An 18,849-nucleotide genomic window follows, 5' to 3' on the forward strand; every position below is an offset into this window, starting at 1 on the left:
TGCGAGGCCTGGCAACCCCGCTCAGGCGCGTTGCCTGCGCAAACTGATCGGCGCATCCGGATTTCAGCTGGAAATTGCACGCGAAACACTCCTGATCATCGCTTCGGTCCTCATGACGAGGCGCTTTTCAACAGCCTGTTAGGGATCTCGGCGGCTCCCGGTTATAGGAGCCGCCAAATACTTGGACGTAGCGGAGCACCGCATCAAGGTACGTGCTCAGCGCACCGCGTACCTCGGAACCAAGGCTGATGTGGCGATGATGGAAACGTGCCGCAGTGTCTGGGCTCGACACGAACAGATTGCGGCCCGGATTGCGCGCGCCATGGATCTACTGCGCACGCGCGTGAATCTTGCGCAGGAAAAGGATGTTACGCGTCTGCTCGCCGGGATGGAGCGGAAGGCGCGGAATCAGCTGCATTTGCAGCACGCGGTCGAGGGACTGTCGGTTGCGGCGATTTCCTATTACGTGCCCGATAATCGGGGCAGCATGCAAACCGTTGCACGTGCTGAACCTTCCTGTCGAGCCTGAGTTGGCGGAGGGCCTCGCGATTGGTCCTGTCGTGCTATTCGTGATTGCCATCACGAGAAGGACTCAAAAGCGTATCCGCATGCGAAACCCGAGCGAGGCCGAAAAGATGGCACACGTTAGCGGCCGCGCAAATTGAATAGTCTCTAACACTCGATGCGAAATTCAAATCATGACGCTTAACAACACCGATCACGATACCCATCCGGCTCCAATCACATAGGCGCAGCCGAAGGCGGATAGCACACGTTCATATCGGGCCGTATTGCGGGAGCCGACCGTCACGGTGGCGGGAAGCCTCCATGACCGGGCAGACGTCGCAACGGTCGCCATTCTGGGCTACAACTGATACTGTCTATGACGAGCCGAAGCGATTTGGCTAGTTGGACGGCGACGGCATGCGCTTGCCGTCGCTGGCAATCGGACGTGCTGATTTTCGGCGCGGACGGCGCGTACGGCGCGTACGGCGCGAGCCCGACTACCCGATGGATGTCACTCCGAGCGGGTACTCGAAAGATTGTGATAGCGCTCGAGACTTTCGTTCAGGTGGCGACGCATTGCACGTCGCGCTGCGTTTTCGTCCTGTTGCTCGATCGCTTCCAGAATGTCGCCGTGTTCGCGCTGAATGCGCCGGATGTATGTCTTGCGCTCTTTGACATTCGCCTTGGCGTGCTTGAGCCGAAGATCAATAATGATTTCCTGGCCAAGCGTCCGCAGGATCGAAGTGAAGTGCGGATTTTCAGAGCAGGTGGCGACGGCCAGATGAAACTCGAAGTCCGCACGCGCGCACGCGGCGTCGTCGTCAACTGCGACGATTTCCATTCGCGCATAGACTTCCTTCAGCGCCCTGAGGTGATGCTCCGACCGCCGCAACGCCGCATACGCCGCACCTTCAGTTTCGACACCGATGCGCAGTTCCAGCACATGCATCGAGTTGTTCAGGGTACTGCTGTCGATAAAGTCCGTGTCAGCGGACTGGCCAGCGCCATCCGCGACAAAAACGCCGACTCCATGACGTGCGATGAGACGGCGTCCCAGTTTGAGGGAGGCAACGGCTTCACGAACCACGGTACGGCTCACGCCAAACTCGCTGCAGAGTTCCGGTTCCGTAGGCAATTTCGCGCCTGGCGCGTATTCGCCGCGATCCATCTTGTCGTTCAACGCCTGAATGACCAGCTCGGTGAGGCTACGGCGTTTTCCCGTGCTTGCGGCGTTTTTCAGTAAGGTTTCAGCGTCCAGAGTCATCCGTTGCTCCACACCGGATCGGAATCTGCAATTATCGGCTGCAGGCGTGCCGTCGACGCTGTTGGATCAAAAGGGGTCTAACCTGCGCCGTATGACATAATATGACTTTACCACAAGCGGTCGTCGTCGCCTGCCCCACGGCGGCAGCAGGGCAGGGACGTTGATGTCGCTCAAGCGTAGATGTAGCCGCCGCTCACGATCACGTTTTCGCCTGTCGCGTAGGTGTTACGTGCGCTGGCCATCATGACGACCCACTGAGCGATCTCTTCGGGTTCGGCTGCACGTCCGAGCGGATTCGCTGCGGCGAGCTCGCCAAGGAAACCAGCCTTCTTGGCCTTGTCGGTTGCGAAGCCGGCGGGCGCGACGGAATTCACGAGAATGCCGTCCTTCGCCACTTCCTGGGCAAACGACTTGGTCAGGCTCACGACAGCAGCCTTGGTTGCGGCGTAATGCGCGTTCTGCGGATGCGCCTTGAACGCATCAACGGACGTGATGTTCACGATTCGCCCGGCAACGTGAGCTTCCACCTTCGGGCGGTTGCGCATGTGCTCGATCGCGGCAACCATCATGTGATAGGTGCCCTTGATATTCACCGCGTTCTCCAGATCCCACTCGTCGTCCGAGATTTCGAGAACCGGACGACGCGGGTAGATCGCCGCGCTGTTAATCAGGCAATCGACCCGGCCAAGCGCTTCCAGTGCCTTGCGGAAGACTTCCTGTGCCGATTCCTTGCGTGTGATATCACTCACGGCGCCGAAAACCTGATGATCTTCGGCTTTCAGTGTTGCAACGGTTTCGTCGAGCAGCGGTCCGTTCTTGTCGATCAGAGCGACGCTTTCCGCTCCATCTGCAAGCATCAGCTTCGCCACGGTCAGTCCGAGGCCGGAAGCGCCACCGACGATAACGACTCGTTGATTCTTCATGATACGAATGTCCTTTCCAGTATGTTGAATTACTCGACTGAGACGATCTGCGAGCCGCCCGCCGCCTGATCGGTGGGGAAGACTTCCATGCGCGAAACGTCGACCGCGTCGGGCAGCGACAGTGCAGTGGCGATCAGTTCGGCGATGTTGTCGGGCTGAATCGAGCGGTAGGCGTCGTACAGCTTTTCGTTTGCGCCTTCAGCGCCGAGCGCGGTGCGATACAGGCTCGTCTGCACGCGGCCGGGTGCGATTTCCGTGACGCGCACCTTCGTGCCCAGCAGATCGCAACGAAGCGAGTCGCAGAACATACTGATGCCAGCCTTGGTCGCGCCGTACGCGGCGGTGTTCGGATGGGGAAAGCGGCCGGCGCTCGACCCAACGAAAAACAGATGCCCGCGCTTGCGTTTGATCATGCCGGCAAGCGCCATGTGTGCAAGACGTAGTGGCGCGCGCAGGTTGATATCTATCATTCGGTCGATATCCGCGAGTTCGCTCTCGCTAAACTTCGCGATTGCCGGAAGCAGGCCCGCGTTGTTGACGACTACATCGACTTCAATGCGCTCAAACAGATCGCGCATTGGTGTCGTGTCCTGCAGATCGATGGCGATGGGTGTGACGTTGCATTCAGTCGCCAATGCATCGAGCGCTTTGGTGTCGCGCCCGAGCGCATAGACGCGCAGACCGTCCTTGACGAGCCGTTGGGCGATCGCGCGGCCGATGCCGCTGGATGCGCCAGTTACCAGAGCGGTCTGGTAGGAATGGGAAGTCATGTTCTTGCCTTCAGAGAGATTGGCGACATTACTCAGATCACACCTTCTTCGAGGAACGGTTCGTTCCTGACTACGCGCTCATAGCCCAATGGCGAGAGATCGAGCGAGCGGTAGCTCCCATAGGTGATCAATTCACTCAGGCCCCGGCCGACGGCAGGCGACTGCTGAAGGCCGTGGCCGCTGAAGCCATTGGCAAAAAGAAAGTTGCTGACCTCGGGATGGGGCCCGACAACTGCATTGTGATCGAGCATGCAGAAGTCGTAATGACCCGCCCACGAGTTGACGACCTTGATTGCCTCGAACGCGGGGACGCGTTCGGCTAGCGCAGGCCAGATCACCTCTTCGAACTCGGAGTGGATCACGTCGAAGTCGTTGACGTCCGCGAGCGGGTCCGGCTCGGGATAGCACCCGGTCAGATAGTACTGGCCTTCCGGGCGGAAGAAGATGCCCGTCGTATCGATGGTGAGCGGCACAACGCCCTGCAACGGCGTGCGACAGTTGAACACGAACAGGCAGCGCTTCCTCGGTTCGACGGGAATGTCGAGACCCGCGAGGCGCGCCATCGCCGGACCGCGCGTACCGGCCGCATTCACCATCACGCCGCAACCGATCGTCTCGCCGCTCTTGAGCGTCACGCCGGTAATGCGCGCGCCTTCACGCACGACGCCCACCACCTCGTTCTCGATATATTCGATGCCGAGCGAGCGGGCCTTCTTGCGCATGCCCTGAAGCAGCCCATAGCTGTCGAACCAGCCTTCGCCACTCTGGCCATAGACGCCGTTGACGAGGCCGTCCGTATTCAGCCACGGGAAACGCGTTTTCAACTGGTCCGGGTCGAGCAGCACAACATCCGCGCCGTTTTCACGCTGCGTCGCATAGTTGCGCTCGAACATCGGCGCGCCTTTCTCATCGCCGAGATACAGATAGCCGTTTTCCTTGAACCCGAGTTCAGGCGCTTCGCCGTCGACCGCAACCAGCTCGTGGAAGTTACGGATGAACTCCGTGCCGAACTGCGAAATCTTGATGTTCAGCGGGTTCGAAAACTGATGGCGGATCGAGGCGCTCGATAAGGCGGTCGCGGATTGCGCGTACGTCCAGTCGCGTTCGACGACCAACACGGATCCCTTGAAATCAGGGTTTTGCGCGAGAAAATAGGCGGTCGCGCTTCCGACGACAGCGCCGCCTACGATCACGGCATCGTAGTGGGGCTTGGATGCTTGCTGTGCCATCTCAATGTTTCCAGAAAGTCGATCGGGGTTGCGGGCTTATTTGGTCTTCGGATCTTCGAAGTGACCATCCGCAGCGAATTGACCACCCTGGAAGCGGACCGCGGGATTACGCGGATCGCCCACGGGCGTGTTCGCATACACTTCGGCGCGATATGCGTCAGCGGAATCCTTGGGGCGATAGCCGAGGTACGCAGCCTGCGTGTTGTCCCAGAAGTTCGCGCTGTTGTTCGAGTTGCCATAGACGATCATGTGCCCGACGCTTGGCGTCATGATCGATTGGACGCACATATGGGAGAAGTCGTCGTAGGAAAGCCACGTCGCGAGCATGCGCCGGTCGACCGGCTTCGGAAAGCACGAACCGATGCGCAGACACACCGACTCGATCCCGAACTTGTCGAAGTAATACCGCGACAGGTTTTCGACGAACGTCTTGCTCACACCGTACAGGCTGTCCGGCCGCTGCGGCACGTTTGCGTCGATGGTTTGCACGCATTCGTAGAAACCGATTGCATGCACCGAGCTTGCGTAGATGACGCGTTTGACACCCGCCTGTCGTGCACCTTCATAGATGTTGTAGCTGCCGACGATGTTCGAATCCAGAATCACCTGGAACGTGTTCTCGCGCGGCGCACCACCCATGTGGATGACCATGTCGACGCCCTTGAGCATTTCGAACACGGCGTCGCGGTCAGCCAGATCACAGATAAAGTGCTTTTCGTTTTCGCGCACTTCGCCCAACGACTGTCGGCCGTTCAGGCTCAGCGTTTCCGCATACGGACGCAGCGATTCGCGCAGCACCGAGCCGAGTGCCCCACCGGCGCCCGTGATCAGAATGTTCTTGAACGGCGGTTTCGAGATATCGGTCATGGTTCGCTCCCTTACTGTTTGGTCGTAGCATTCAACGCATCAAGCGTGACGCCATAGTCGTCGCGCAGTTGCGCTTCGGAAATGTACTCGTTGCGGATATCGCGCAGCAGCGCTTCCTTGTCACGCTGGTCCGGCGTACCGACACCGCCGCCGCCTGGCAGCGACAGGACGACGCGCTGGTGCTCGCCGACGGCTTGCGTGCCTTTGCCCTTCATCTTCGTGCCATCCGACAGCGTGACCTGACCCGGTGCGCCGGATTTGCCGCCGGACTGTCCGCGCGCCGGATGATCAATGCGATCGAACATCGCGTTAAAGCGGAAGTGATAGCCCGCACGCGGGCCGATCTCGACGATCTGGCCGAGGCCGCCGCGCAGTTTGCCGGCGCCACCCGACCCGGAACGCATTTCCTTGCGCCATACGACGATCGGTCCCACCTGCTCCGTTGCTTCGACGGACATGGCATGCACGCCACTCGGGAATGCCGTAGCAGACAGACCATCGAGTTCGGCTCGCGCGCCCGTGCCGCCGCTGTTGAACATCAGGATTTCGCTGCCCTTGAGGCCCGAATCTTCCTTTACGGGACGTGCGCTAACGTGCAGGTTCCACAGCGCGCCCGAGCCTTCTGCCGGTACACGGTCTGGAAGGATCTTATGCAGCGCGCCGAGCACGAGATCGGGAACAAAATGACCGAGCACGTGGCGAACGGCGACTGGACTCGGCCGTTGGGCATTCAGGATGCAGCCGGCCGGCGCCTGGACACGGAAGGGCTCAAGCGATGCCGCATTGTTCGGCACCTCCGGCGCAATGATGCACTTAAGGCCATAGCACGCGTACGCCTTTGCGTACAGCAGCGGCACATTGATGCCGAACGGGCTGGACGGCGAGGAGCCTGCAAAGTCCGCCAGCAGATGATCGTCCCTGACCGTGAGCGTGACGTTGAGCTTCACGGGGGTGTCATAGCCGTCGAGCGTCATCTCGTTGGTTTGCGTGCCCTTGGGCAGCGCAGCAATGCGCTCGAGCGTCGCTTCGCGGCTGCGCGCCAGGATGAACTCGCCGATGCCTTCGACATCTTTCAGGTCGAACTCCCTGAGCATCTCCAGCAGGCGCTTGTGGCCCGTCTCATTGCACGACGCGAGCGCATAGAGATCGCCGACGACCTTATCAGCTTCACGTACGTTGTTGCGCAGGATATTGATCAGGTCGCGATTGACTTCGCCGCGCTCGATCAGTTTCATGATCGGCACGAAGAGGCCTTCTTCGTAGATCTCGCGCGAGTCCGGACCGAAGCCGCGGCCGCCGATATCGACGACGTGTGCCGTGCTGGCGAAATAGCCGATCAGCTCGCCGTTGTGGAATGAAGGCGACACGACCGTGAAATCGTGCAGATGGCCCGTGCCTTTCCACGGATCGTTGGTCAGGTACACGTCGCCTTCGTACATCCGGTCGACACCGATAGCATTCATGAAGTGCTCGACGGCTTCGGCCATCGTATTGACGTGGCCCGGCGTGCCCGTGACTGCTTGCGCCAGCATCCGGCCGCGCTTGTCGAAGATACCGGCTGACAGGTCGCCAGCTTCGCGCACGCTGGTGCTGAACGCGGTGCGGATCAAGGCCATCGCCTGTTCTTCCACGACGGAGATCAGGCGATTCCACATGACCTGCATATGGATCGTGTCGAGGTTACTGAGAGACATGATTAACTCCTGATTACCCGGCGGCGTTAAGTTCTTTTGCGACCACGAGCAGGCAGCCGTCGGGCTGGACCGTCGCGTCGAAGGAAGATGTGATAAGGGTCGACGTCTCGGGCTCAACGATGATGGCAGGGCCCGTCACCGTCTGGCCAACCTTCAGCGAGCCACGCTCAACGATCGCTGCATCGACAAAGCGAGAAAGAGCGGCGTCGAAAATCTTGCGCGTCTTCGGCGGGACCACGGCGTCACGGGACCTAACGAGTTGCAGACGCTCAACAGGCGGCAGGGGCGAACTGGCTTTAACCGCCCAGCTGACGATTTCGACGTCGAGGCCCTCGATCGGGCGCCCGAAAAACTGCGTGTACGCCTTGGTGAACGAATCAGCGAACGTCGTTCGATCTTCGGCGGTGAAGCGGCGATGCGGCAGCATGACGGGGATTTCCCAACCCTGACCAACATAACGCATGAACGCCTTGATTTCGACAACAGGCTCCGCATCGCCCGAGCCCTGACGGGCGAAGTGCACCGCTTCCGAACTCAACTGATCAACGATCTCGTTGAGTGCGCTGGCGTCGAAGTCATTGAAGCGCATGCTGACGCTACGAACACTTTCGTAGCCAAACGGTGCGCGCAGAAAGCCGATTGCGGAACCCACGCCCGCACCGGGCGGCACGATGAATTTCTTGATGCCGCTTTTCTCGCACAGCCGTGCAGCATGAAGGGGGCCTGCGCCGCCGAACGTGATCATCGTATAGTCGCTGATGTCCTTGCCGCTCTCGACAGCATGAACTCGCGCAGCATTGCTCATGTTCTCGTCGACAACTTCGGCGACGCCATACGCGGTTTCGTCAGCGCTGAGGTTGATCGCGCCACCCACTTCCTTGACCATTGCCGAGGCGGCGTTGTCGATCGACAACTGGATCGTGCCGCCCGCGAAATTGGCGGGATCGAGCCGGCCGAGCAGCAGATCGGCGTCGGTGACGGTCGGCTGCGTGCCGCCGCGCTGATAACACGCAGGCCCCGGTTCGGACGCCGCGCTGTGCGGGCCGACGCGAATCTGGCGCATCACGTCGAGCGACGCGATCGAGCCGCCGCCTGCGCCGATTTCGACCATCTCCACGACGGGAATCGAAATGGGCATGCCGCTGCCTTTCTTGAAGCGGTAGGTGCGGGCGACTTCGAAGGTATTGGCCGTTTTCGGCGTGAGGTCGTCGATCAGGCAGATCTTCGCGGTGGTGCCGCCCATGTCGAAAGACAGAACGGTATTCAGATCATAGCGCGCCGCGATGTGTGCCGCGAAGATCGCGCCGCCAGCAGGGCCCGATTCAACAAGGCGAACCGGGAATTCCGACGCGCTTTCGATCGACACGATACCGCCGCCCGAGTGAATGATGAAGATCGGACACTCGGCGCCCGCTTCGCGCACCTTGCCAAGCAGTCGGTCCAGATAGGACTTCATGATGGGGCGCACATAGGCATTCGCGCAGACCGTATTGAAGCGTTCGAACTCACGGATCTGTGGTGACACTTCGCTCGAGATCGACACCGAGACGTGAGGCAACCGCTGTTCAATCGCATCGCGCATCTGACGCTCGTGCGCGCCGTTCACGTATGCGTGTATGAAGCCGACTGCCACGCTCTCATAGCCGCCTTGCTCGATGTTATCGACGATCGCTTCGATCTGCGCTTGCGTCGGCGCGAGCAGGACACCCCCTTGCGCATCGATCCGCTCGCCCAGCGTGAAGCGGTCGCGGCGCTCGATGAGGGGAGGGGGCAGCTTGATATTGAGATCGTACTGTTCGAAACGGTTCTCGGTACGCATCTCGATCGTATCGCGGAACCCCTGGGTCGTGATGAAGGCCGTCTTCGCGCCGCGTCGTTCGATGAGAGCGTTGGTGGCCAGTGTCGTGCCGTGAATAATGACGCCGATGTCCTTCAGCGCGATCCCGGCCTTGTCGGCGACGATGCCGATACCCTTGATGATGGCGCGTTCGGGCGCCGTGTAGTCCGTAAGGACCTTGGTGGAAAAAAGCTCCCCACCGAGTTCGAGCGCGACGTCGGTGAACGTCCCACCAATATCCACACCAACGCGCGCCTTGTCGTGACTGGCCACCATGACTCTCCTGTGTAAAACCTGTGACATACGCCGGACGAGCCCGGCGAAAGTTCCTGCCGACGGCGATCAGAGAAGCTTGCAACCGCCCGGCGGCGCTGCTCCATCTGACCCATCTCCTCCTGGCACCACGGCCATTCAAACCGTCATTTTTTGCCCGTTGACATATGATGAGTGACGTCCTACAGTGCTGTCAACACGAACAAAAAAATTTTCGTCTCAAGGGAATTTTGAGTCAGCTTCTGGAAAATGTAAATAACTGTTTTTACACGGATTTGTTTGCACGACCAAGCAGGCTAAGTAGAGAAGACTGGACTAAGATCAGTAACACTACCTATGGGCAAAAAGTTTCAGAAAATCTACTTTTCGGTTTTTTCGACAGGAGGGCGGAGGTCGCTTTCAGGTGGGTGGGTCGTGCTGTTCGCGGCGCACTGTTTCTGTTTTCGTCGTCGCGTCGGCGGGTGAGTGCCGGCCGGTCGGCCACATTGCTCCCGTGGGGCATCACGAGGTATTGGTGGATATCTTTATTCAGCAGGTTCTCAACGGACTGGTGCTTGGCAGCGTCTACGCCATCATCGCACTGGGCTACACGATGGTGTACGGCATCCTCGGCATCATCAACTTCGCGCACGGCGACGTGCTGATGGTGGGCGCGATGGTCGCGCTCTCGGCCATCGGCGTGTTGCAGAACCACTTCCCCGGTCTCGGCAATATACCGACGCTCTGTATCGCGCTGGTAATCGCTGCCGTCGTCTGCGCGGTGGTGGGCTACACGATCGAGCGGGTGGCATACCGGCCATTGCGCAAGGCACCGCGTCTCGCCCCGCTGATCACCGCGATCGGCGTGTCGATCCTGCTGCAGACGCTCGCGATGATGATCTGGTCGCGCAACCCGCTGCCGTTCCCGCAGCTGCTGCCGACGGACCCCTTGAACGTGATCAAGGCCACCGATACGACGCCGGGCGCCGTGATCTCGATGACTGAAATCGTGATCATAGTCGTCGCGTTCCTCGTGATGGCGGGTCTGCTGCTCCTCGTACACAAGACGAAGCTTGGCCGCGCGATGCGCGCGATCGCCGAGAACCCGGGCGTCGCCTCGCTGATGGGCGTGAACCCGAACTTCGTGATCTCGGCGACGTTCATGATCGGCTCGGCGCTCGCAGCGCTGGCAGGCGTGATGATCGCGTCGGAATACGGCAACGCGCACTTCTACATGGGCTTCATCCCCGGCCTGAAGGCGTTCACGGCAGCCGTGCTCGGCGGTATCGGCAATCTCGGCGGCGCCATGGTGGGCGGCGTGATTCTCGGCCTGATTGAACAACTGGGCGCCGGCTATATCGGCAACCTCACGGGCGGCGTATTCGGCAGTAATTACCAGGACGTGTTCGCATTCATCGTGCTGATCATCGTGCTGGTGTTCCGTCCGTCGGGCCTGCTGGGCGAACGTGTCGCGGATCGTGCCTAACGGCGCAGGGTAAGGAGCAGAGATAGTGACTTCAATTCAACGGATCGAGCCGTCAACGACGCTCATCCCCGAGCGGAACCTCACGAAGACGCTGACGGTGGGCATCATCACCGCGGTGTTCGTGATCGTCGCGCCGATGATCATCGGCGCGGCAGGCGGCAACTACTGGGTCCGCGTGCTCGACTTCGCGATGCTGTACGTGATGCTCGCGCTGGGTCTCAACGTGGTGGTCGGCTTCGCCGGCCTGCTGGATTTGGGCTATATCGCGTTCTACGCAGTGGGCGCGTACACGGCAGCGCTGCTGTCGTCGCCTCACCTGTCCTCGCAGTTCGAATGGATCGCGCATTTCGCGCCGAACGGGCTGCACGCGCCGTTCCTGATCATCATCCCGTGCGCGATGGAGATCGCGGCGATCTGCGGTGTGATTCTCGGCGCACCGACGCTGCGTCTGCGCGGCGACTACCTCGCGATCGTGACCTTGGGCTTCGGGGAAATCGTCCGTATTTTCCTGAACAACCTCGACCGGCCCGTGAACATCACGAACGGCCCGAAGGGCATCACGGGTATCGATCCGATTCACGTCGGCGACTTCAGCCTCGCACAGACGCATTCGCTGTTCGGCCTGACGTTCCCGTCGGTGTACTCGTACTACTACGTGTTCGTGCTGTGCGCGCTGTTCGTGATCTGGGTGTGTACGCGTCTGCAGCACTCGCGTATCGGCCGTGCATGGGCCGCGATCCGCGAAGACGAAATCGCCGCGAAGGCGATGGGCATCAACACGCGTGACGTGAAGCTGCTGGCGTTCGCGATGGGCGCGTCGTTCGGCGGCCTGTCGGGCGCGATGTTCGGCGCGTTCCAGGGCTTCGTGTCGCCGGAATCGTTCACGCTGCCGGAATCGATCGTCGTGCTGGCCTGCGTGGTGCTGGGTGGCATGGGGCACATCCCGGGCGTGATTCTTGGCGCGGTGCTGCTCGCCGTGCTGCCGGAGTTCCTGCGATCGACGATGGGTCCGCTGCAGCACATGATCTTCGGTCATGAGATCGTCGATACGGAAGTGATCCGTCAGCTCGTGTATGCACTCGCGATGGTGCTGATCATGCTGTACCGCTCGGAAGGCCTGTGGCCGTCGCCGAAGCATGAAGACAAGATCGCGAAGATTGCGAAGCGCGGCAACAAGAAGCCGGTGCGCGCTTAAACGGACAGGGAGCAGAAAACATGAGCGACAAACAAATCCGTCTGTCCGTGAAGGGCGTGAACAAGCGCTTCGGCGGTTTGCAGGCGCTGTCGGATGTCGGCCTGCAGATCGAGGAAGGCACGATCTACGGTCTGATCGGCCCGAACGGCGCAGGCAAGACGACGTTCTTCAACGTGATCACCGGTCTCTACACGCCCGATTCGGGCGAGTTCAAGCTCGACGGCACACCGTACACGCCGACGGCCGTCTATCAGGTGGCGAAGGCGGGCATCGCGCGCACGTTCCAGAACATCCGTCTGTTCGGCGGCATGACCGCGCTGGAAAACGTGATGGTCGGCCGTCACGTGCGCACTAAGCATGGCCTGCTGGGCGCCGTGTTTCAGACGCCGGCTGAGCGTCAGGAAGAGCGTGAGATCAAGGAGCGCGCGCTCGAACTGCTCGAATACGTCGGCGTGCTGCAGTACGCGGACTACACGTCGCGCAACCTGTCGTATGGTCACCAGCGCCGTCTGGAGATCGCGCGTGCATTGGCAACCGATCCGAAGCTGCTCGCTTTGGACGAACCGGCTGCCGGCATGAACGCAACCGAGAAGGTCGAACTGACGAAGCTGCTCGACAAGATCCGCAGCGACGGCAAGACGATCCTGCTGATCGAGCACGACGTGAAACTGGTGATGGGCCTGTGCAACCGGATGACTGTGCTCGACTATGGCAAGGTGATCGCCGAGGGTCTGCCGCATGACGTGCAGAAGGATCCGAAGGTGATTGAGGCGTATCTGGGTGCGGGGGTCCACTGATGGCTACGGCAATGTTGAAAATCAAGGGCCTTCAGGTCAACTACGGCGGCATTCAGGCCGTCAAGGGCGTCGACCTGGAGATCGCACAGGGCGAACTCGTCACTCTGATCGGCGCGAACGGCGCGGGTAAGACCACGACGATGAAGGCGATCACGGGTCTCAAGCCGTACTCGGCCGGCGACATCGAGTACATGGGTCAGTCGATCAAGGGTGTGCCGCCGCATGAGCTTCTGAAGCGCGGTCTCGCGATGGTGCCGGAAGGTCGCGGGATCTTCGCGCGCATGTCGATCGTCGAGAACATGCAGATGGGTGCGTACCTGCGCAGCGATACCGAGGGCATCAAGAAGGACGTCGAGCGGATGTTCGGCTTCTTTCCACGTCTGAAGGAACGTGCGACGCAGCTCGCCGGTACGCTGTCGGGCGGCGAACAGCAGATGCTCGCGATGGCGCGTGCCGTCATCTCGAAGCCGAAGCTGCTGCTGCTCGACGAGCCGTCGATGGGTCTGTCGCCGATCATGGTCGAGAAGATCTTCGAAGTGGTGCGCGAGATTTCGAAGGAAGGCATCACGGTGATGCTGGTTGAGCAGAATGCGCGTCTCGCGTTGCATGCCGCTGATCGTGGCTATGTGATGGATTCGGGCACGGTCACGATGTCGGGCGATGCCAGGCAGATGCTCGATGATCCGAAGGTCCGCGCGGCCTATCTCGGTGAGTAAAAGATGTGATCCATGTCACAATCGATTAAAAAGTAGTACGAAATAATAGAGTTACGAAAGGATTGGTTATGAAAATTCTGGTCGCCGTAAAGAGGGTCGTTGACTACAACGTGAAGGTCCGCGTGAAGTCGGACAACACGGGCGTCGACATCGCCAATGTGAAGATGTCGATGAATCCGTTCGACGAAATCGCTGTCGAAGAAGCCGTGCGCCTGAGGGAAGCGGGCGTGGCGACGGAAGTGATTGCCGTGTCGGCGGGGGTGACGCAATGTCAGGAAACGCTGCGCACGGCGCTGGCGATCGGCGCGGACCGCGCGATCCTGATCGAATCGAACGAAGACCTGCAGCCGCTGGCTGTCGCGAAGCTGCTGAAGGCGCTGGTCGACAAGGAACAGCCGCAGCTGGTGATTCTCGGCAAGCAGGCCATCGACGACGATTCCAACCAGACCGGCCAGATGCTGGCTGCGCTGGCGAATCTGCCGCAAGCGACATTTGCATCGAAGGTTGTCGTTGCCGACGGCAAGGCAACGGTGTCGCGCGAAGTGGACGGCGGTGCTGAAACGCTGTCGCTGAAACTGCCCGCCGTCGTGACGACCGATCTGCGCCTGAACGAGCCGCGCTACGTGACGCTGCCGAACATCATGAAGGCGAAGAAAAAGCCGCTCGAAACCGTGAAGCCGGAAGACCTGGGCGTCGATGTCACGCCGCGCCTGAAGACGCTGAAGGTCAGCGAGCCGCCTAAGCGCAGCGCTGGCGTGAAGGTGGCCGACGTGAAGACGCTGGTCGAGAAGCTCAAGACGGAAGCCAAGGTGCTTTGATTCTTGCGGGCAGACGGAGACGAATGAAATGACGATTCTGGTAATTGCTGAACACGACAACGCGGCGCTCAAGGCAGCGACGCTGAATACGGTGGCTGCCGCGCAGAAGATTGGTGGCGACGTGCATGTGCTGATCGCTGGCCACAATGCGCAGGGCGCTGTTGACGCTGCTGCGAAGGTGGCGGGCGTCGCGAAGGTGCTGCTGGCTGACGCGCCGCAACTGGCCGAAGGTCTTGCTGAGAATGTCGAAGCGACGGTGCTGAACATCGCGAAGGATTATTCGCACATCCTCGCGCCCGCAACGGCATACGGCAAGAACATCGCGCCGCGTATCGCCGCGAAGCTCGACGTCGCGCAGATCAGCGACATCACGGCTGTCGATTCCGCCGATACGTTCGAGCGCCCGATATACGCGGGCAACGCGATCGCGATCGTGCAATCGGTTGATCCCATCAAGGTCATCACGGTGCGTGCAACGGGCTTCGATCCCGTGGCTGCGGAAGGCGGCAGCGCATCGGTCGAGAAGATCGAAGCTGCGGCTGATGCAGGCATCTCGCAGTTCGTGAGCCGTGAAGTCACGAAGCTCGACCGTCCGGAACTGACGAGCGCGAACATCATCGTGTCGGGTGGCCGGGGTCTGGGCAGCGGCGAGAACTACAACAAGGTTCTCGAACCTCTGGCAGACAAGCTCGGCGCGGCGATGGGTGCATCGCGCGCAGCCGTCGACGCGGGCTATGTGCCGAACGACTATCAGGTTGGCCAGACGGGCAAGATCGTCGCGCCTCAGTTGTACATCGCGGTCGGCATCTCGGGCGCAATCCAGCATCTGGCCGGCATGAAGGACTCGAAGGTGATCGTCGCGATCAACAAGGACGAAGAAGCACCGATCTTCAGCGTCGCCGACTATGGGCTCGTTGGCGATCTATTTGAATCAGTCCCCGCAATGCTCGCAGAACTGCAGTAAGCATTGCCATCAGTCAGCCCCGACCATTAACTAACATTACCGCAGAGAGATTCCAGAATGATTTCCACGACCGATCCGCACGTCAATCGCAAGCCCCGAAACATTTCGCAAGCCGAGTGGGACACCCGCGTCCAGCTCGCGGCGGCATATCGCCTTTCAGCCAAATTTGAACTGACGGACCTGATTTACACGCATATTTCGGCACGCGTGCCGGGCACCACCGATCAGTTTCTGATCAATCCGCACGGCTGGTTTTTCGACGAGATCACGGCCTCTTCGCTGGTGAAGATCGACGTGAATGGCAACCCGATCGGGGACGACCGATTCGAGGTTAATGCCGCAGGATTTACCATCCATAGCGCGCTGCATCAGGCTCGCCACGACGTTGAGTGCGTCGTTCACCTCCATACAACATATGGGATGGCCGTCGCCGCAATGGAATGCGGCCTGCTCCCGTTGAACCAGATCAGTATGCAGTTCTACAACCGGGTTGCCTATCACGAGTATGAGGGTATCTCGCTGGAACTGGACGAGCGCGAGCGTATCGTGGAGTCGATCGGCAAAAAGGAATATCTCATTCTTCGAAACCACGGCTTGCTCACGACGGGGCGCTCGGTCGCTGAGGCGTTCACGCGCATGTATTACCTGAACAAGGCATGCGAAATTCAGGTCGCGACGCTGTCGGCTGGCCAGAAGGTAACTATTCCTTCGCCGGAAGTTTGCGAGCATGCTGCGAAACAGCACGATGACTACGCCTACCTGGACACGGTCCATCTGGACCGGGAGTGGACAGCACTCTTGCGTCTGCTTGAACGGGACGGTGGCAGCTACCGGGCGTAAGCAGGGGCGGCATGATGCGCGGCTCGTAGTTTTTGCGCATCATCCGGCAATAAATTAAGGCGACCGAGCCGCCGCGTAGGGGACGGCGCCGGGTGCGTTGACGATGCTATCTGAAAACAATTTTGATCCGGAATATCAGCTAAACGCTACGCGCAGCGTGCGGTTGGATGACCTTCGCGTTCCGTTTCCGTCACATTGGCGTACTGTCCGAGGAACACAGCGATTATCGACATCGAACGATATTGAACTGACCTTGCACTCGGAGTGGCATCTCAGAGCCGAGCAACTCTTTGCGATTCAGATGACCCCCAGATTCCTCTGGCGCGGTCACAGTTAACGTATCGATGGATCTCGGGCCGACTATGCCCGGCCCTGAACCGGATTGGGTTGAGCTTGCACGTGTATTTAGAGAGGCCTGTGGTGTAGGGCCCGCACTCGCCAGAAGTATGTTTAAGACGCCAGCGTACAAATGGGCACTTGACGAAACTGCGGCGACGCTGGGTGCACGTCCTCGATCACTGCAGATGGCCCTGTTTCGAGAGGGCTACAGTTTTAACGCCACGCTTCGGAGGTGTCGACGACTGCACGCCCTGTTCGAAGGGGGCGACACCATAGCTGGGCTTAGGGTGGTGCGTGCTTGCGGGCGAACCATAATCGAACCTCGGAAGCCCGCGCGGTGAGCTCGTGACCTGAGGTTGTGAAGGGCTCAGCGGCTCAACACGAGTCGTAGCGCGCGGGTACCTGGAAATCGGGAGCGAGGCGTGTGGGTTCAAAGAGGTGGATGCTCAAGTTCGGGGTTGCAGCTTCTACGCGAGAATTGATCCGACATCTTGACAATGAGCCCCGAGGGCAGGCCTCGCGTCGAGACTGCGCACCGCGCGACGCCGTTTTGCTGACTGTGACCAAAGCGACTTCTGTTCTAAGCGAGGTTGCGGGCGCAGCATGCGGAGCTCTGACGCGGCAACAGGCGAGGCAACAGGCGAGGCAACCGCAGTTCATACCTCTCGAAAACCCTGGATGATGAATCGTTTTTGACCCGTTGACATATGACGTCTCACCTAATACCTTATATGACACGGGACCGGAACGTCGTACTCATGGTTCCGCTCAGCAATCGCGGCAGGACAGTCATCGCCCGGCCGGGGCATCTTGAGTCTCAACCTTCGAACTCTGCAGAGAAACCTATGAACATCCCAAATTCACTTAAAAGCATCGCGTTGGCCGCATGTCTGGCTACCGGCGCATTCGTCGTTGGTCCGGTAGCCACTGCTGCAGACGTGACGATCGGTTTTGCCGCTCCGCTGACCGGCGCATCCGCGCACTACGGAGTAGATTTGAAGCGTGGCGTCGAACTCGCGATCGATGATGCCAACGCCAAGAAACTCGTGATCGGCGGACAGCCTGTGCATTTCGCTCTTGATGCTGAGGATGACCAAGGCGATCCGCGGATGGGCTCGCAGGTCGCGCAAAAGCTCGTCGACTCGAAGGTGGTGGGGATCGTCGGCCACTTCAATTCAGGGACGAGCATCCCCGCATCACGGATCTACTACAACGCCGGCATTCCCATGGTGTCTCCCACGGCTACGAATCCCATGCTGACCTCGCAGGGTTTCAAGACGGTATTTCGCGTGACCAATTCGGACGCTCAAATGGGCCAGCTCGCTGGACATTCAGCGGTACTAGCCCTAAAAGGCAAAAGCATCGCCGTCGTCGACGACCGGACGGCGTTCGGGCAGGGAATGGCCGATGAGTTCGTCAAGGGTGTTGAAGCTGCCGGCGGAAAAATCGTCGATCGCGAATTCACGACCGACAAAGCAGTCGACTTCAAATCCCAGCTTACGCGTATGAAGTCCTTTAATCCTGACGTTATTTTCTGGGGTGGACTGGACCAGCAGGCTGGAATGCTGATCAGGCAGATGCGTCAACTCGGCATAAAAGCGACGCTTCTCGGTGGTGGCAGCTTCGAAAATGAGACCTTCCTGAAGGTTGCAGGTGAGAGCGCCGAGGGGTCGGTTTCGTGGGACTATGGCGTTCCGTTGTCGAAGCTGAAGGCAGGCAAGGAATTCGATAACAAGATGAAGGCGAAGTACAACGAAGGTGTCGTTGCCTACTCTCCTTCTGCCTATGACGCGACGTGGGTCCTGATCAACGCGATGCAGAAGGCGAATTCGACAGATCCAAAAGTCTATGGTCCGCTCATCAAGTCGGTATCGTTCGAAGGCGTATCGGGAAATATCGCCTTTATGCAAAACGGGGACATGAAAGATCCCGCCGCGACGTTCTATAAGGTGATTGGAGGTAAGTGGGTACCACAGGCGGTCGCGTACGGCGACAAGGTTGAGCCTTTGTCGAACTGACAGACAGCGGCGGTCGGCTGGATGGCTGCGCTCTGTGACCGCGCCATTCCAGTTGCCCGTCACATTGGGTTGTCATTGCGATTGCGGATTGCGCTGTAATTGGCGGATATTTGCGTTTCTGGTTTCCAGATCTGCCACTATGGATTCCTTCGATAATCGTGCTCGGGTTGTGGTGCAAATAGCGCTCAAGGATCGGTTAGAGTGTCGCCTTGACCGATTTGAGGAGCCGCGATGAACAAGCTGAAGAGTCTGGACGAGCTATTCGCCGGCCGTCATTTTGACCGTGAGGTGATCATTCTTTGTGTGCGCTGGTATCTGCGCTACAAACTCAGC

General features: G+C 59.7%; 15 protein-coding genes and 2 pseudogenes. 10 read left to right on the top strand and 7 right to left on the bottom strand.

The genetic code is table 11. The annotated features are described in order from the left end of the window. Positions 1 to 145: 145 nt before the first annotated feature. Positions 146 to 665: pseudogene (locus EVC45_RS40425) on the top strand (DUF3422 family protein); the annotation flags it as partial. 353 nt (positions 666 to 1,018) lie between these two features. Here EVC45_RS40425 and EVC45_RS40430 read toward each other — a convergent pair. The 7 genes from EVC45_RS40430 to EVC45_RS40460 all read right to left on the bottom strand — a co-directional run bounded on the left by EVC45_RS40430 (position 1,019) and on the right by EVC45_RS40460 (position 9,367). Continuing rightward, positions 1,019 to 1,771: a FadR/GntR family transcriptional regulator gene (locus EVC45_RS40430; protein ID WP_129963713.1), complete on the bottom strand. Its 753-nt coding sequence runs from the start codon at positions 1,769 to 1,771 to the stop codon at positions 1,019 to 1,021. 170 nt (positions 1,772 to 1,941) lie between these two features. Further along, a complete protein-coding gene (locus EVC45_RS40435; protein ID WP_129963714.1) occupies positions 1,942 to 2,694 on the bottom strand; it encodes an SDR family NAD(P)-dependent oxidoreductase in 753 nt (250 codons plus the stop codon). A gap of 29 nt (positions 2,695 to 2,723) precedes the next feature. Further along, complete coding sequence (locus EVC45_RS40440; protein ID WP_129963715.1) at positions 2,724 to 3,464, bottom strand: SDR family oxidoreductase; 741 nt, start codon at positions 3,462 to 3,464, stop codon at positions 2,724 to 2,726. 32 nt (positions 3,465 to 3,496) lie between these two features. Next, entirely contained in the window at positions 3,497 to 4,693 is a 1,197-nt protein-coding gene (locus EVC45_RS40445) for an FAD-binding oxidoreductase (protein WP_129963716.1), read from the bottom strand. 36 nt (positions 4,694 to 4,729) lie between these two features. Further along, positions 4,730 to 5,560: an NAD(P)-dependent oxidoreductase gene (locus tag EVC45_RS40450; protein ID WP_129963717.1), complete on the bottom strand. Its 831-nt coding sequence runs from the start codon at positions 5,558 to 5,560 to the stop codon at positions 4,730 to 4,732. Between the two features lie 11 nt (positions 5,561 to 5,571). Beyond that, complete coding sequence (locus EVC45_RS40455) at positions 5,572 to 7,254, bottom strand: hydantoinase B/oxoprolinase family protein (protein ID WP_129963718.1); 1,683 nt, start codon at positions 7,252 to 7,254, stop codon at positions 5,572 to 5,574. A 13-nt stretch (positions 7,255 to 7,267) separates the two neighbouring features. Next, a complete protein-coding gene (locus tag EVC45_RS40460; protein WP_129963719.1) occupies positions 7,268 to 9,367 on the bottom strand; it encodes a hydantoinase/oxoprolinase family protein in 2,100 nt (699 codons plus the stop codon). Between the two features lie 511 nt (positions 9,368 to 9,878). On the opposite strand from EVC45_RS40460, the gene EVC45_RS40465 reads away from it, so the two are divergent. The 9 genes and pseudogenes from EVC45_RS40465 to EVC45_RS47255 all read left to right on the top strand — a co-directional run. Next, positions 9,879 to 10,829 (top strand): branched-chain amino acid ABC transporter permease, encoded by a 951-nt coding sequence (locus EVC45_RS40465; protein WP_129963720.1) that lies wholly within the window; start codon positions 9,879 to 9,881, stop codon positions 10,827 to 10,829. A 25-nt stretch (positions 10,830 to 10,854) separates the two neighbouring features. After that, positions 10,855 to 12,024 (top strand): ABC transporter ATP-binding protein, encoded by a 1,170-nt coding sequence (locus EVC45_RS40470; RefSeq protein ID WP_129963721.1) that lies wholly within the window; start codon positions 10,855 to 10,857, stop codon positions 12,022 to 12,024. Positions 12,025 to 12,044: 20 nt separating this feature from the next. Continuing rightward, the gene (locus tag EVC45_RS40475; RefSeq protein WP_129963722.1) at positions 12,045 to 12,821 is read left to right on the top strand and encodes an ABC transporter ATP-binding protein; all 777 of its coding nucleotides are present in this window, start codon (positions 12,045 to 12,047) and stop codon (positions 12,819 to 12,821) included. Then, positions 12,821 to 13,537 carry an ABC transporter ATP-binding protein gene (locus EVC45_RS40480; RefSeq protein ID WP_129963723.1) on the top strand — a complete coding sequence of 239 codons (717 nt, stop codon included), beginning with the start codon at positions 12,821 to 12,823 and terminating at the stop codon, positions 13,535 to 13,537. The genes EVC45_RS40475 and EVC45_RS40480 overlap by 1 nt, the downstream gene beginning before the upstream one ends. A 68-nt stretch (positions 13,538 to 13,605) precedes the next feature. Continuing rightward, positions 13,606 to 14,355 carry an electron transfer flavoprotein subunit beta/FixA family protein gene (locus EVC45_RS40485; protein WP_129963724.1) on the top strand — a complete coding sequence of 250 codons (750 nt, stop codon included), beginning with the start codon at positions 13,606 to 13,608 and terminating at the stop codon, positions 14,353 to 14,355. A 28-nt stretch (positions 14,356 to 14,383) separates the two neighbouring features. Then, the gene (locus EVC45_RS40490) at positions 14,384 to 15,319 is read left to right on the top strand and encodes an electron transfer flavoprotein subunit alpha/FixB family protein (RefSeq protein ID WP_129963725.1); all 936 of its coding nucleotides are present in this window, start codon (positions 14,384 to 14,386) and stop codon (positions 15,317 to 15,319) included. Between the two features lie 57 nt (positions 15,320 to 15,376). Beyond that, positions 15,377 to 16,159 carry a class II aldolase/adducin family protein gene (locus tag EVC45_RS40495; protein ID WP_129963726.1) on the top strand — a complete coding sequence of 261 codons (783 nt, stop codon included), beginning with the start codon at positions 15,377 to 15,379 and terminating at the stop codon, positions 16,157 to 16,159. A 1,184-nt stretch (positions 16,160 to 17,343) separates the two neighbouring features. After that, positions 17,344 to 18,516, top strand: a complete 1,173-nt coding sequence (locus tag EVC45_RS40500; RefSeq protein ID WP_129963727.1) for a branched-chain amino acid ABC transporter substrate-binding protein — start codon at positions 17,344 to 17,346, stop codon at positions 18,514 to 18,516. A gap of 231 nt (positions 18,517 to 18,747) precedes the next feature. Further along, a pseudogene (locus EVC45_RS47255) lies at positions 18,748 to 18,849 on the top strand (IS6 family transposase); the annotation flags it as partial.

Source organism: Paraburkholderia sp. UYCP14C (assembly GCF_004197395.1).
Classification (GTDB): domain Bacteria; phylum Pseudomonadota; class Gammaproteobacteria; order Burkholderiales; family Burkholderiaceae; genus Paraburkholderia.